General features: G+C 66.3%; 10 protein-coding genes and 1 pseudogene. 8 read left to right on the top strand and 3 right to left on the bottom strand.

What is annotated here, in order from left to right; all coding sequences use genetic code 11:
- Positions 1–48: 48 nt before the first annotated feature.
- A complete protein-coding gene (locus ACX80M_RS09855; RefSeq protein ID WP_252600163.1) occupies positions 49–987 on the bottom strand; it encodes a proteasome assembly chaperone family protein in 939 nt (312 codons plus the stop codon).
- 260 nt (positions 988–1247) lie between these two features.
- On the opposite strand from ACX80M_RS09855, the gene ACX80M_RS09850 reads away from it, so the two are divergent.
- The 5 genes from ACX80M_RS09850 (at position 1248) to ACX80M_RS09830 (ending at position 7448) form a co-directional block, all read left to right on the top strand.
- The gene (locus tag ACX80M_RS09850) at positions 1248–2774 is read left to right on the top strand and encodes a leucyl aminopeptidase (RefSeq protein WP_252600162.1); all 1527 of its coding nucleotides are present in this window, start codon (positions 1248–1250) and stop codon (positions 2772–2774) included.
- Positions 2775–3057: 283 nt separating this feature from the next.
- Entirely contained in the window at positions 3058–4440 is a 1383-nt protein-coding gene (gene lpdA / locus ACX80M_RS09845; protein WP_252600161.1) for a dihydrolipoyl dehydrogenase, read from the top strand.
- A 124-nt stretch (positions 4441–4564) separates the two neighbouring features.
- Positions 4565–6274 carry a 2-oxoglutarate dehydrogenase, E2 component, dihydrolipoamide succinyltransferase gene (sucB, locus tag ACX80M_RS09840; RefSeq protein WP_252609150.1) on the top strand — a complete coding sequence of 570 codons (1710 nt, stop codon included), beginning with the start codon at positions 4565–4567 and terminating at the stop codon, positions 6272–6274.
- A gap of 162 nt (positions 6275–6436) precedes the next feature.
- Positions 6437–6787, top strand: coding sequence for a hypothetical protein (locus tag ACX80M_RS09835; protein WP_252614038.1), 351 nt, complete (start codon positions 6437–6439; stop codon positions 6785–6787).
- 232 nt (positions 6788–7019) lie between these two features.
- Positions 7020–7448, top strand: coding sequence for an OsmC family protein (locus ACX80M_RS09830; protein WP_252600158.1), 429 nt, complete (start codon positions 7020–7022; stop codon positions 7446–7448).
- 125 nt (positions 7449–7573) lie between these two features.
- On the opposite strand, the gene ACX80M_RS09825 is transcribed toward ACX80M_RS09830, so the two are convergent.
- Positions 7574–11065: a S41 family peptidase gene (locus tag ACX80M_RS09825; protein ID WP_459309501.1), complete on the bottom strand. Its 3492-nt coding sequence runs from the start codon at positions 11063–11065 to the stop codon at positions 7574–7576.
- A 74-nt stretch (positions 11066–11139) separates the two neighbouring features.
- On the opposite strand from ACX80M_RS09825, the gene ACX80M_RS09820 reads away from it, so the two are divergent.
- Positions 11140–12033, top strand: a complete 894-nt coding sequence (locus tag ACX80M_RS09820) for a TIGR01777 family oxidoreductase (RefSeq protein WP_252600156.1) — start codon at positions 11140–11142, stop codon at positions 12031–12033.
- A 67-nt stretch (positions 12034–12100) separates the two neighbouring features.
- On the opposite strand, the gene ACX80M_RS09815 is transcribed toward ACX80M_RS09820, so the two are convergent.
- Entirely contained in the window at positions 12101–13987 is a 1887-nt protein-coding gene (locus ACX80M_RS09815; RefSeq protein WP_459309499.1) for a serine/threonine protein kinase, read from the bottom strand.
- A gap of 136 nt (positions 13988–14123) precedes the next feature.
- On the opposite strand from ACX80M_RS09815, the gene lipB reads away from it, so the two are divergent.
- The gene (gene lipB / locus ACX80M_RS09810; protein WP_252609146.1) at positions 14124–14792 is read left to right on the top strand and encodes a lipoyl(octanoyl) transferase LipB; all 669 of its coding nucleotides are present in this window, start codon (positions 14124–14126) and stop codon (positions 14790–14792) included.
- Positions 14789–14892, top strand: a pseudogene (locus ACX80M_RS09805) (lipoyl synthase); the annotation flags it as partial. The gene lipB and the pseudogene ACX80M_RS09805, both read left to right, overlap by 4 nt.

The following is a 14892-nucleotide window of genomic DNA, read 5'->3' as shown; positions in this document are numbered from 1 at the left end:
TGCCCGGACCAGGGCAAGCGTCTGCCAGGCGGACGCCGTGGGGCGGGGCTACGGGTGCGGGTTCTCGCGGGCCAAGTAGGCCTCCACTGCCGCGCCCAGCTCGTCCCCGTTGGGCAGTTCGTCATTTTCATCGGCCAGGAGGGAGCGCCGGACTGTGCCTTCGGCCTTCTCGTCGTACCGCTCCTCCAGCCGGGTGACCACCTGCTGCACATCTTCGGAGGCGGCCACCTGCTCGGCGATCTGGCGCCCCACTTCCCGGCCCGCTTCGCGCAGCCGGTCCGCCGGCAGCATCAGGGACGTCGCGGCACCGAGGAATTCGAGTCCGGCGACGGCGGCCGGCGGGTACTCCGCCTCAGCGAGGTAGTGCGGAACGTGGATCACGTAGCCGGCAACATTGCGCCCGGCTTCCATCAGCCGCAGCTCCAGAATGTGGCCCACGGCCGCCGGAACGTCAACGGTGGGCTTCCAGACCGAGATGCCCTCGATCAGTTCCGGACGGTTGCCGTGGACGGTCACACCCACCGGGCGCGTGTGCGGCACCGGCATGGGAATGGAGTGGATCCAGGTCACGAGGTTCACGTCCAGCTTTTCCACAATGCCGACGACGGCGCGCGCGAACCGCTCCCATTGAAGGTCGGGTTCAAAACCGGCCAGCAGCAGGAAGGGGCTGCCGAGCCCGTCCGTCAGCTTGTACAGCGCCAGCTTCGGCTGCTGATAGTCCTGCAAGTGATCCTCCACAAAGGAGATGTGGGGCCGCCGCGACCGGTAGTCGATGAGCTGGTCGGCGTCGAACACCGCCACCGTCTCGGCGTCGAGGGTGTCCAGGAGCTCCGCATTGATCTGCTTCACCACGTGGCCGGCATCGGCGAAGCCAGTGAAACCCATCACCAGGTTCAGCCCGCGGAGCGCCGGGCTGTGGAACAGCTCGATGTTGCTCGCATAGAGCGCATCGGGGTCCAGCAGGGAACCGGAAATCCGTTCAAGCACGGCGTCGTCCTTTCAAGGAGTCGGGTGAATATCTTGTACAACGCGGCCAGGCACCCCTGAATTCCGCCAGCGGGTGTGGCGCAGGTCTCAGGAGATTCCGCTGCCGCGGCCCGCAGCGGCTACGATCGTGAATGGCCCGCCGGACGGGTTTACCGGCACCCCGGCGACGTCCCGATCGGACGGCCGCCGGATTTCCATGGCCGAGCGCCTGACATCCATACCAGCGCGAACAGCCTTTTCGAGAATTGAGGACTTACCCCGTGGTCAAGAATACTGAAATCAACCTTAGTACCCTCGCTAAGGACCTGAAGAGGACCCCCAGTGACGCCGTTGTCATCGGCGTGGGACAGGGATCGGACGGCCCCGTCCTGCTTGAGAATCCGCTGACCGCAAAATCGGCTGAAGCGCTAACTGACTCCCTGAAGGTCCTGGGCGTCACCGGCGCCGCTGACCAGGTCGTCCGGCTGCCCGGCCTGCCGGAAACGGGTTCCGGGGTCCTGGTCCTCGCCGGCGTCGGCAAGGTGGCCGCTGGCCGCCCGCTGACCGAAGAGGCCCTGCGGCGTGCCGCAGGTTCCGCCGTCCGCCAGCTCAGCGGCCTGCCCACCGTTGTCCTCGCGCTCCCAACGGCGGGAGTCGCCGACGTCGCGGCGGTGGCCGAAGGTGCCGCCCTGGGAGCCTATTCGTTCACCGAGTACCGGTCGTCCAACGACGGGCTGAAGGATCCGGTCCGCAACGCGGTGATCTACACGGACGTTACCGCCAATGATGCGCTGCGCTCTGCGCTGACGCGGGCAGGCCTGATCGGCAAAGCCGTCAACGCCACGCGGTCCCTGGTCAACCAGCCGCCCAGCCACCTCTACCCCGAATCCTTTGCGGAAGCCGCCAAGGAACTGTCCAAGGGCCTGCCTGTTAAGGTCACGGTCTGGGACGAAAAGCGCCTGGAAAAGGAAGGCTTCGGCGGCATCATGGGCGTGGGCAAGGGGTCCACGCGCCAGCCCCGCCTGGTGAAGGTCGAATACGCCCCTGCAAAGGCCACCGCAAAAATCGCCTTGGTGGGCAAGGGCATCACGTTCGACACCGGCGGAATTTCGATCAAGCCGGCCCTTGGCATGGGTGACATGAAGAGCGATATGGCAGGCGCCGCCGTCGTCCTTAATACTGTGCTGGCCATCGCGGGACTTGGCCTGCCGGTGAAGGCGACCGCCTGGCTCTGCATCGCAGAAAACATGCCCTCCGGTGCGGCCTCACGGCCGGCGGATGTCCTTACCATGTTCGGCGGCAAGACCGTTGAGGTGCTGAACACCGATGCCGAGGGCCGCCTGGTCATGGCAGACGGCATCGTCGCGGCGAGCCTCGAATACCCTGACGCCATCATCGACGTCGCCACCCTCACCGGTGCGCAGCTCATCGCCCTCGGCAACAGGACCGCCGGCGTGATGGGCTCTGACAGTGTCACCGGGCCACTCAAGGCCGCCGCCGACCGTGCGGGCGAACTGGTGTGGCCCATGCCGCTGCCGGAGGAACTGCGCCCGAGCATCGACTCCCAGGTGGCCGACCTCGCCAATATCGGTGAGCGCCACGGCGGCATGATGACCGCGGCTGTTTTCCTGCGCGAGTTTGTGGGCAAGGGCAAAGACGGGGAGCAGATCCCCTGGGCGCACATCGACATCGCCGGCCCCTCCTTCAACAACGGAAGCCCTTACGGCTACACCCACAAACAGGGCACGGGCTGCACGGTCCGCACACTGGTTGCCTACGTGGAGGACATGCTGGCGGCTGCCGTCTGACCCCCGGGGAACCCTGACCCGTGCTGTTGAGTTGTCACGCGGCCGTTTGACCTGCGACCACAGAACCGGCCGTGATCCCTTGGCCACATGGCCGCGTGACACTCGACACAAGCGCCCCACAAAGGCGGCGCCAAGGTGGAGCATGGATGAGGGGTTCGCTAAGGTGAACCCCGGTAGTCACAAATGCACGAGAACCTGCCTGCTGGCATAATCACGGCAGTACAAGTTCCAAGACCAGATGATGCGCACGATCGCGTCATCGTTCACGCGAGGGAGCGTCTAAGTGGCCGATCAGGCAACTGCGCAAGAATTCGACATCCTGGTACTAGGTGGCGGCAGCGGCGGATACGCCACGGCCCTGCGTGCCGTACAGCTTGGCTTGACCGTTGGTCTGGTTGAGAAGGCCAAACTGGGCGGCACCTGCCTGCACAACGGCTGTATCCCCACCAAGGCCCTGCTGCACTCCGCAGAAGTTGCCGACCACGCCCGCGACGGCGCCAAGTACGGCGTGAACGTGGAGCTCCAGTCCATCGACATGACCGCCGTGAACGCCTACAAAGACGGCATCATTGCCGGTAAGTTCAAGGGCCTGCAGGGTCTGATCAAGGGCAAGGGCATCACCGTCATTGAGGGCGAAGGCAAGCTCACCGCCCCGGACACCATCACCGTGAACGGCACGGCCTACAAGGGCAAGAACATCGTCCTCGCCACCGGCTCCTACTCCCGCTCCCTTCCGGGCCTGGAAATCGGCGGCCGCGTGATCACCTCCGACGAAGCCCTGAAGATGGACTACGTGCCCAAGAGCGTCATCGTCCTGGGCGGCGGCGTCATCGGCGTCGAATTCGCTTCGGTATGGAAGTCCTTCGCCGTGGACGTCACCATCATTGAGGGCCTGCCGTCCCTGGTGCCCAACGAGGACGCATCCATCATCAAGGTCCTGGAGCGCAGCTTCAAGAAGCGCGGCATCAAGTTCAACACCGGCACCTTCTTCCAGGGCGTCGAGCAGGACAACGACGGCGTCAAGGTCACCCTGGTGGACGGCAAGACCTTCGAAGCAGACCTTCTGCTCGTTGCTGTCGGACGCGGACCGTCCACGGCGGGCCTGGGGTTCGAAGAAGCGGGAGTCACGGTTGATCGCGGCTTCGTGATCACCAACGAACGCCTCCACACCGGCGTCGGCAACGTCTACGCCGTCGGCGACATCGTTCCCGGCGTGCAGCTGGCACACCGCGGTTTCCAGCAGGGCATCTTCGTCGCCGAAGAAATCGCCGGCTTGAAGCCCGTGGTTGTCGACGACATCAACGTCCCCAAGGTCACCTACTGCGATCCCGAGATTGCCTCGGTGGGTTACTCCGAGAAGGCCGCCAAGGAGAAGTTCGGCGAAGACAGGGTTGAAAGCACGGAATACAACCTGGCCGGAAACGGCAAGAGCGCCATTCTGGGCACCGGCGGCATCATCAAGTTCGTCCGCGAAAAAGACGGCCCTGTTGTTGGCGTCCACATGATCGGCACCCGCGTCGGCGAGCAGATCGGCGAAGCCCAGCTGATCGTCAACTGGGAAGCCTACCCGGAAGATGTTGCCGGACTCATCCACGCGCACCCGACGCAGAACGAGGCACTCGGCGAGGCCGCAATGGCCCTGGCCGGTCGCCCGCTTCACGGCTAATTACAGCCAGCAGCACAGCAAGACAACAGGGCTTTGTGCACCCGGCGTGACCCGCCGGGTGCACTAAGCTCGAACAAGCCAGCCATCATCCGCACAAAAGATCAATAAGGAGAACGGGGACGACATGTCTGAATCCGTTAACTTGCCCGCCCTCGGTGAGAGCGTCACCGAAGGAACCGTCACCCGCTGGCTCAAGCAGGTAGGTGACCGGGTAGAGGTGGACGAACCGCTGCTCGAGGTTTCCACCGACAAAGTAGACACCGAAATCCCCTCTCCGATTGCCGGCATCATCGAGGAAATCCTCGTAGCCGAAGACGAGACCGCTGAAGTAGGCGCTCCCCTGGTCCGCATCGGCGACGGCTCCGGCGGCGGCGCAGCCCCCGAAGCAGCAGCACCGGCTGCAGAGGCCCCGGCCGAGGAAGCCCCGGCCGCAGAAGCACCGGCTGCAGAAGCTCCCGCAGCGGCAGCACCCGCCGCTTCGGACGGCGAAAGCCACGATGTCACCCTCCCGGCACTGGGCGAAAGCGTCACCGAAGGAACCGTCACACGCTGGCTGAAGGCCGTGGGCGACACCGTTGCAGTGGACGAACCGCTGCTCGAGGTATCCACGGACAAGGTTGACACCGAAATCCCGTCCCCCGTCGCTGGAACGCTGCAGGAAATCCGGGTCAACGAAGACGAAACCGCCGAAGTTGGCGCCGTCCTCGCCGTCATCGGCTCCGGCGCGGCAGCCTCCGCACCGGCCCCAGCTGCAGCGCCGGCACCCGCCGCCGCGCCTGCCGCACCGGCGCCCGCAGCGGCACCGGCACCCGAAGCACCCAAGGCAGAGCCTGCTCCGGCGGCACCTGCCGCGGCAGCAGCACCTGCTCCCGCTACGGCCCCGGCACCCGCGGCCGAGCCTGCTGCCGGCGGCGAATCCGGCTACGTGACTCCCCTGGTCCGGAAGCTGGCCAACCAGCACGGCGTGGACGTCGCATCACTGTCCGGTACCGGCGTCGGCGGGCGCATCCGCAAGCAGGACGTCCTCGCCGCGGCAGAAGCCAAGGCCGCTCCCGCTGCAGCAGCACCGGCCAAGCCGTCCGCCGCTCCAGCCGGCCCGGCTGCCTCCTCCCTGCGTGGCACCACGCAGAAGGCACCCCGCATCCGCCAGGTCATCGCCCGCCGTATGCGCGAATCCCTCGAAATCTCCACGCAGCTCACTCAGGTGCACGAGGTGGACATGACCAAGGTGGCCAAGCTCCGCCTGAAGGCCAAGAACTCCTTCCTGGCCCAGAACGGCGTCAAGCTCACCTTCCTGCCGTTCATCGCCAAGGCCGTGGCCGAGGCCCTCAAGCAGCACCCCAAGCTCAACGCTGCGTACGACGAGGACAAGCAGGAAATCACATACCACAACGCCGAGCACCTGGCGATCGCAGTGGACACGGACAAGGGCCTCCTGGTTCCGGTCATCTCCGATGCCGGCAACCTGAACCTGGCCGGACTGGCCGCCAAGATCGCCGACGTTGCCGGGCGCACCCGCGACGGCAAGATCGGCCCGGACGAACTGTCCGGCGGAACGTTCAGCATCACCAACATCGGTTCGGTCGGCGCCCTGTTCGACACCCCGATCATCAACCAGCCTCAGGTCGGCATCCTGGGCACCGGCGCGATCGTCAAGCGCCCCGTGGTGGTGGCCGATGAGAACGGTGACGACTCGATCGCCATCCGCTCCATGATGTACCTGTCCCTCACGTACGACCACCGCCTGGTGGACGGCGCGGATGCAGGCCGCTTCCTCCAGACCCTGAAGGCCCGCCTTGAAGAAGGCGCCTTCGAGGCCGACCTGGGACTCTAGCCCCAGGCCAGAACCGCACGACGGCGGTGCACGCGCCGGTGGGAAACCACCGGAAGGCGTGCACCGCCGTCGCGTTTTAAGGCGCAGCGCTGTCTCCGCCGACACACAAACTCTGCGGCCGGCCTTACTACATGATGTAGAACCCCTGCGTAGACTGATCGCATGATTATCGTGTACAACCTCGTGGTCTTCCTGCACATCGTCGGCGCCGCCATGATCGTCGGAATCTGGATCGGGAACATGAAAACCCCCACCGTCCACCCCCGGCAGTTCGACGGCGCAGCTCTTCAGCTCATCACCGGCATTGTGCTGATGGGCTTGATCCCGTCCCTGGACATGGACGCGAATTACTTCAAGCTGGGCATCAAGTTCGCCATCGCCCTGGCCGTCGGCGTGCTGGCTTTCATCGGCCGCCGCAAATACAAAAAGGGCGAAGACATCAGCAAGGGCCTGGCCCACGGAGTTGGCGGACTTGCACTGCTCAACGTGGCCATCGCCACGATGTGGAACTGAACGCCGGCTGAACCACTCACGACGGCGCCGCTCCCCCTCTGTGGGGTGCGGCGCCGTCGAAGTTTAACGGCCAAGCGGTGACCGCCACGCAGCCGCCGGGCGGCTGGGTTGCACAGTCACAATCCACTGAGAGCGGACACCCTGTGCACGGCCGCCGCTCAATCCCTAGGATTGGAACCGGCGGGGCCAGGCAACGGCCGGTCCCGGTTCGAACCGACTTTGAGGAGTGGACATGGCAGCAACACGCACCGCGCACACAGTATGGAACGGCGACCTGATGACAGGGTCGGGTCAGACCACGCTGGACAGCTCCGGCCTGGGCACATTTGAGGTTACCTGGAAGGCCCGCACCGAAGCGGCCGAGGGCAAGACCAGCCCGGAAGAGCTGATCGCCGCAGCGCACGCGAGCTGTTTCTCGATGGCGTTCAGCAATATGCTCGCCCAGGCCGGACATGCTCCGGAAGAAGTCAACACCAAAGCCGACGTGACCTTCGTTCCCGGCACCGGCATCACCGGCAGCCACCTGACGGTGTCCGCAAAGATTCCCGGCATTTCCGAAGAGGAATTCCAGAAGATCGCCGGCGAAGCCAAGGTTGGGTGCCCGGTTTCCGGCGCGCTGGCCAGCATCGACATCACCCTGGCCGCTACCCTTCAGTCCTGATCCAGCCAGGCCGCTGCCGCGTTCGCTATGAACGCTGAAGGCTCCTGAGACAGAGCAGGCCCTGCCCCGCCCGGACTATCCGGGAGGAGCGGGGCCTGCTTTGTTCTGTTGCTACCGGGCCGGCCCTATTCGCCGTGCCGGCGGGACGGCAGCGGTGCAGGCTTCAGGCGCCGGTAGCCTTCGCGGACCGGGGGCCTGTCCGTGGGCAGTTCCTGGATCATTTCCTTGAGCGCACCGATCCCGTATTCCAGCTGGGGGTCCCTGCCGGCGGCATAGGCGTGCGGCGGGTAGAGCACTTCGATGTCGGGATCCACGCCGTAGTTTTCCACGGACCAGCCCACGCCGCCACCGAACCAGGTGGCGTACCGCGGCTGGGTCACGCCGGTACCGTCGGCCAGGGAGAACCTGTTGTCGATCCCCACCACACCGCCCCACGTGCGCGTGCCGATCACCGGGCCGATCCCCCGCAGTTTGGAGACCTGGGTGATGATGTCGCCGTCGGACCCGGCAAATTCATCGGCGAGGATGATCACCGGACCCCGCGGCGCGTGGTGCGGGTAGGTCCGCGGACGTTCGCCGCGGGGCATACTCCAGCCGGTGACCTTCCGGCCAATCAGCTCCGCCACCAGCTGGGACGTGTGTCCGCCACGGTTCCGGCGGACATCCACGATGAGTCCGTCCAGGGCAGTTTCGGTGTCCAGGTCGCGGTGCAGCTGCGCCCAGCCGTTGGCCATCATGTCCGGGATATGCAGGTACCCGTAGCGGCCGCCGGAGGCCTCCCGGACGATCCCGCGGTTCGCGGCCACCCATTCCTGGTAGCGCAGTCGCTCCTCGTCCTTGACCGGGATCACAGCGATCCTCCGCTGCTCCCCTGCCTCGACTCCATGCCCGGCTCCGTTGCGTAATGTCAGCTCCACAGCCCGTCCGGCGGCGCCCACCAGCTGCATCGCGGGGCTCACCGTGGCGGACAGCGGCACACCGTCGATAGCCAGTACTACGTCCCCGGCCATGGCGGCAGCGCCGGGCCGGGTCAGCGGCGAGGTGGCCAGCGGGTCCGAGGACTCGCCGGCCAGGATGCGGGTGATCTCCCAGCCCGCGGGTGTGAACGTGAAGTCTGCGCCAAGCCGTCCCTGGCCGTTGCTGCCGTTTTCCGTGACGGCTGCGGGCCGGACGTAGGCGTGCGAGGTGCCCAGCTCGCCGTGGAGCTCCCAGAGCAGGTCCACCAGGTCGTCGTGGGACCCCAACCGGTCAACGATCGGACGGTACCGCTTGTGGATCGACTCCCAATCCTGTCCTGCCATATCTTCTGCCCAGAAGAAGTCGCGCTGCAGGCGCCAGGCTTCGTCGAACGCCTGGCCCCAGACGCTGAGGGGGTCCATCATCACGCGGATGCGGCCCAGGTCCACCTTGACCAGCTGGCCGGATTCCTCATCGGCTTTGGCAGCAGAAGGAATCACACTGACCTGCTTGTCGTTGACCAGCACTACTTTCTTGCCATCGCCGGAGAGCCGGTAGCTGTCCAGGGCTTCCACCAGCGTGGCGGACTTACGGCGGGCAAGGTCGAACCGGACCAGGCTGGGGCGGGCGTCCTTGTCTTCCTGGCTGGCTTTGCCGTCGCCGGTGACGCCTGCCAGGGCCCAGTCCAGCCATAGCAGTGCACCCTCCGTTGACGTGAGTGACGTGTAGTTGCCCTGGGGCACCGGAACGCCGATGACACGGTGGGCCAGCCCGGCCGGATCCACGCGGACCGCGGGACCTGCCGCGGTGTCTGCGTCCGTGGTATCCGCGCTGTCCGTGTGTGCGGCAGGGGACAGGTCAACGGCGGGGCCAAACGGCGACGGCGTCGTGGCGGCCAGTGCCACCAGGTACGGCTTGATGGGGCTGGGGAAGGACAGGTCGAACGAGTGCCCGTCGTACACCGGATCAAAGCTGCGGTTGGACAGGAAGGCCAGGAACTTACCGTCCGGCGTGAAGCTTGGGGACCCGTCGCAGAAACGGCCGTCAGTGACCTCGACGATGCCGCCCGCCGGGTCCGCGGCATTGGCCAGCCGGAGCCGGCTCCGGGAACCGAACGAGGTGACAGGTTCGGACCAGGCAAGCCACTGGGAGTCAGGCGACCACGCGAGTTCCGCGATGCTGCCCTCGCCGATGCTGGTGACGAGGGAAAGCTCGCCGGTGGCTGTGTCCGCCACATAGACATCCCCGAAGGAGGTACCCACCGCAAGCCACCGGCCATCGGGGCTAACTTCCAGGGCGCTGGCGCGTGACGGCTTCGGGAAGGCGATGCGGGTCGGCAGGCCGGCCCGTCCTGCGTCGACGTCGGCTTCCGACGGGCCGTGGGCGGCGTCGGCCGGGGAGTCATCGGCCCGGGAGTCATCAGGCACCGGAACAACGACGTCGGCAGTCACCGGTGCGGACGATGCTGCCGCGGGAACCGGGCGCGGCAGTGGCGCTTCCTGGTCCCGAGCGGCTGCAGCGGTTACGGCAGCCGGGGCTGCCGTAACGGCAGGGACCACGGTGTCGGGAACCTGCGCGGCAATCTCCTTGATGTAGATCGCCTCCACGCCGTCGTGATCGGCGACGTAAGCGAGGCGGCCGCCGTCGAGCGGCCTGGGGAGCCGTGCCCGGACACCCGGCGTGGCCTCGACGATACGGGAGGGGCCGTCCTGGTGACGGAGCCAGTGAAGGGTGCCATGGGCCTCCACTGCGCTGGCGGAGCCGCTGTCATCCGGCATCACCGTGCCCAAATGTTTGGAGGTTTTCAACAGGCCCGGGCGACGCGATTGCGACGCGGAACCCAGCGAGATGTCCAGCCGTACCGCGGCAGAGGACAGATCGTGCAGGATCCAGAGCTCACCGGCAGATTCGAAGATGATCCGCCCACCGTCGGTGGACGCGTGCCGGACGTAGAAGTCCTCGTGGTCGGTGTGCCGTCGAAGATCGCCGCCGCCGGGCAGCACCGAGTACAGGTTTCCGTAACCCTCGTGGTCTGACAGGAACGCGATGCGCCCGTCCACCCACATCGGATCTGCGAGGTTTCCGTCGAGGTGGGCAACCAGGCGCTCGAACTCCCCGTTTCCGTCGGCGTCAATCCAGAGCTTGCCCGCTGTGCCGCCGCGGTACCGCTTCCACCAGGCCGGTTCACGGGAGAGCACACTGGCCAGGACAACCGGCCGCTCGTCCCCCACTTCCGGACCAAAGGCCACGGATTCGACGGGTCCGAAGGGGAGCTCCTCAGCCGACCCGCCGTCGACCGGGACGCTGTAAGCGTAGGTGTGCCGGCTTTCAGCCTGGCGGAACGCGCTGGTCACTACTGCGTCGCCGGCTGCCGTGAAGCCTTTGACCCTGGTTGTGGCGTGGCCGAAATACGTCAGTTGCCGGTAGCCACCGCCGTCCACCTCCGCCGAGACCACTTCCGGGGCGGTTCCCTGGACGACAGTCCAGACCAGCCGTTTGCCGTCAGGCGTAAAACGCGGATTGCGGGCAGGCAGCTGCAGTGACGAAACCCGCCAGGCGCGGCCGCCGCTGAGCGGCGCGATCCACACGTCGTCCTCTGCCACAAACGTGACCAGATCGCCGTGAACATGCGGAAACCGGAAGTAGCTCGAAGAAGTCATCGTTCGATCATAGTCAACTCCCGGTACGGTCCCGGGGAGGTACCGACGGCGTGCGGGCCGTGGTGAGATGGATCATGCACATCGTCATTGCCGGGGCCTCAGGGCTGATCGGGACCCATTTGTCCGCAACGCTGCGAGAGGCCGGCCATGACGTGACCACCCTCGTCCGACGCGAGCCCACGTCCGCGGCCGAAATCCGCTGGGACCCCGCAGCGCGCCGCCTGGATCCGGCGGCGCTGGCCGGCGCCGACGCAGTGGTCAACCTCTCCGGTGCCGGAATCGGGGACAGACCCTGGACCAGACGCCGGATCGACGAGCTGTTGACCTCGCGGTTGGACCCGACGCGCACACTGGTAGCGGCGATGGCGAAGCTGGAGCAGCCGCCGCAGGTCTTCGTCAGCCAGTCGGGCTCCAACTATTACGGTGACCGGGGTACTGCCGTTCTTCGCGAGAACTCGCCGAACGGCAAGGGCATTATGGCGCGGATCTGCCGTGAGTGGGAAGCAGCCGCGCACGAGGCCCCGTCAGGCGTCCGTGTTATCACTCCCCGGACGGGTGTTGTCCTCAGCCCTGCAGGCGGCGCACTGGGCCGGCTTCTGCCGCTGCTTCGCCTCGGGCTCGGTGGTCCACTCGGCAACGGCAGGCAGTACTGGCCGTGGATCACGCTTCCGGACGTCGCCGCAGCATTTCTGTTCCTCGCCGACTCCGGGCTCCACGGCCCGGTCAATGTCTGCGCCCCCGAAAACGCCGACGTTAACGCCTTGACCGGCGCACTGGCATCCGCGCTGCATCGGCCGGCATTTTTCCGCGTACCTTCGCCTGCCCTGCGCCTGGTCATGTGGAAGTTGGCCGATGAACTCATCCTTTCCAGCCAGCGGATGGAACCGGCGGCCCTGGAAGCAGCCGGCTTCCAGTGGCAGCACCCGTCACTGGCCCAGGCCGCTGCCTGGGTGGCCGGCAAACACTGAGCCTGAGTCAATGGGCTGAGCCAACAGGCTGAGCCAACGTGCTGAGCCAACGTGCTGAGGCAACCAGTCAGGTGCCGGGAAGGACGTCCGTGATCCGCCAGCGGCCGTCAACGGAGACCAGCACCAGCCGGAGGTTCTGGACGGCTGCAGGGGCGCCGGCCGCCACGATCGCTCCGGAAGCGTCCCTTTCCTCATAGGGCGACGTGGCTGACGTGACACTGACAACAACCTGGCCGGAGGGACCGCCGGGCTGGACCTGCAGATCCGCTACGGAACTCGTGAATCCGGCCAGGACGTGGCCTGACTCCTGGAGCTCGGCCTTAAGGCCTGCATCCGCGGCAGAGGCCGCCGATCCCGGGGCATTAACCAGATCCAGCAGCTCCAGCCGGCCGGAACTGAAGGCCAGGGACCTCACGGCGGCCAATCCCCGGACTGCTTCGAGCGGGTCCGCCGAGTCCAGCTGGGCCGCGGCGTCGGCCGGGACTCCTGCGGCGGCGAACACTGGGTCCACCCCTCCGGCATCCGCACTCTCCGCCACCGTCTCTGGCCAAGCTGGCGCCCCCCACGGCCCATCCGGCCCAAAGACGCCGGCGGCCCAGATAGCGCCTGCCAGGATCGCACCCGCTCCCACCGCCAACAGCATGGTGCCTCGATTGTGCCCGGCTATCCCTGAGCGCCCACGGCGCCGGGACGGGCCGGGGTCCACCGATTTCGACGACGCCACCGTCCGACGCCTCGCACCGGCGTTGGGTTCGTGACCCTTCGGGACAGGTTTCACGGCATGCCTGCCGCGCGGCGCCGGCTTTTCCCCGTCGACAGCCTGGACCATTGCGTCGACGCGGCCGGCCGCTGGTGCGCTGGCCTCAGGTGCGCTGGCCTCTGGTGCGCGGGGCTCCGGTGCGCGCACCACGGGCATCTCCGCTTTCTCCCCAGCCGGGAACGGAAGGACCTGCCGCACCCCCACCAGCCCGGACCAACGCGACGTCGAGATCCTGCGCCGCCAGGTCCGGAGACCATTCCAGAGCGCACCGCCGGGATGTTCCGGGACGGGGCGCCGCGTCAGGAGCTGCGGGATAACCGTGGCGTGGACGGAGGAGGCGAGGTCCACCGGCAACGGTGGGGCACTGCGGTAGACCGCCGTCGCCAGCTCAACAGCCGTGGGCCGGAGCCGCCGGTCCTCATTAAGACCAGCCTCCAGGGCCGCGGCCAGCTCGACTGGAACGTCAGGGAGCAGGAGGGAAAGAGGCAGACGGTCGGCGGTACGGCGTGGCGGCTGGCCCGTGAGGCAATACCACCCCAGCGCCGCCACCGAGTAAACGTCGCGTTCCGGCTGCAGCCCCGCCCTCACGGCGTCCACCGGTGCCGGATCCATGAACCCCGGGGTGCCATGGTCCGGCACTGCCGAAACATCACCCACCATCCTGGCGATCCCGACGTCGGACAGCATTGGCTTGCCATGGCCTGTAAAGAGGACGTTCCCGGGCGATACGTCACCGTGGGTGAACCCCTGGCCGTGCAGGTAGCCAAGTACCTGGGCAATAGGGGTGAGCACGGTGACCGTCTCCCCGATGGTGAGCTTGGCCCTGCTTCCGACCAGCTCTCCGAGGGAACCGCCGGGCGCGTAATCCAGCAGCAGCCCTATTGTCCCTACGGCCGTAACTGCTGATCCGGCCGGCTCGCGAAGACGGAGGGCGTCGTGGGCTTTGATGAGGTGCTGGTGGTCAAGGACAGAAAGAATGCGGATTTCACGGCGGATGGCCTCCTCGGCGTCGGCCCCGCTTTCCCTGCCTTCGCCGGGACCGGTCGCACCGCCGTGCCCTGCACCGAGGCATTTCAGCGCAAACTCGCGGCCGGACCTTGCTTCGGTAACCAGCCACACCGTTGAACTTCCGCCGCGGCCCAACACGCGGCCCACCAGGAAGCCGGGAACCACCGGGGCAGTGAAATCATCCATGACTTATGTCTAGCGGAATCCGGGAATGCCTGCAGAAGTTATCCACAGGCCATGGGCATCGCTGGATCCGTCAGAGATATGAGAGGTCCGACACTATAACCGGACCCCTCACGGATCGGGGTCTAAGCTTGACGGCATGACTCTTGAGTTTTCACAGGTGGGTCTCGCCCCGGACTTCGTTGACTACACGCGCGGCTGGGATCTGCAGCGCGGGATCCACAGCAAGGTCGTCACAGCCGAAGCGCCCAACACTGTCCTCATCCTTGAACATGCCGCCGTCTATACAGCGGGCAAGCTCACGGAAGAGCACGAACGCCCGTTGGACGGTACGCCCGTCGTTGCGGTGGACCGCGGCGGAAAGCTGACCTGGCATGGCCCCGGCCAGCTGATCGCGTATCCGATCCTCAAGCTGAAGAACCGGTCCGGCATCCGAGACTACGTTGAACGGCTCGAAGCCGTCATGATCGCGGTTATGGCTGACTATGGCATCAACGCAGAGCGCATCAAGGGACGCGCCGGCGTGTGGATCACGGCTGACAGCAAGGGCCCGGACCGGAAGATTGCAGCAATCGGCATCCGCGTCCTGGACGGGGCCACAATGCACGGCGTCGCCATTAACTGCAACAATGATCTGGCGCCTTATGCCCAGATCATCGCCTGTGGCATCACCGACGCCAGCGTCACCACAATGTCCATCGAAACCGGCAGGAACATAGCCCCGAGCGATATCGCGGACCGGTTCGTGGAAGAATTTCGCAAGCACGAAGAAGCACTCGTTTCAAGCCCTGAGGGAGCACTCCTGTGACACTGGCACCAGAAGGCCGGAAGCTGCTGCGCGTTGAGCAGCGCAACTCTGCAGTACCTGTGGAGCGGAAGCCGGAGTGGATCAAGGCGAAGGTCCAGAT

It is taken from the genome of Pseudarthrobacter sp. MDT1-22 (assembly GCF_054511035.1).
The sequence above is the reverse complement of the archived record's forward strand: the minus strand, read 5'-3'. Positions and strand labels throughout refer to the sequence as shown.

Excerpts from the sequence above, each read along its gene's own strand:
- ACX80M_RS09830 (WP_252600158.1), top strand. The coding sequence starts at position 7,020 with ATGGCAGCAACACGCACCGCGCACACAGTATGGAACGGCGACCTGATG.
- ACX80M_RS09825 (WP_459309501.1), bottom strand. The coding sequence starts at position 11,065 with ATGACTTCTTCGAGCTACTTCCGGTTTCCGCATGTTCACGGCGATCTG.
- ACX80M_RS09820 (WP_252600156.1), top strand. The coding sequence starts at position 11,140 with ATGCACATCGTCATTGCCGGGGCCTCAGGGCTGATCGGGACCCATTTG.
- lipB (WP_252609146.1), top strand. The coding sequence starts at position 14,124 with ATGACTCTTGAGTTTTCACAGGTGGGTCTCGCCCCGGACTTCGTTGAC.
- ACX80M_RS09835 (WP_252614038.1), top strand. The coding sequence starts at position 6,437 with ATGATTATCGTGTACAACCTCGTGGTCTTCCTGCACATCGTCGGCGCC.
- ACX80M_RS09815 (WP_459309499.1), bottom strand. The coding sequence starts at position 13,987 with ATGGATGATTTCACTGCCCCGGTGGTTCCCGGCTTCCTGGTGGGCCGC.
- sucB (WP_252609150.1), top strand. The coding sequence starts at position 4,565 with ATGTCTGAATCCGTTAACTTGCCCGCCCTCGGTGAGAGCGTCACCGAA.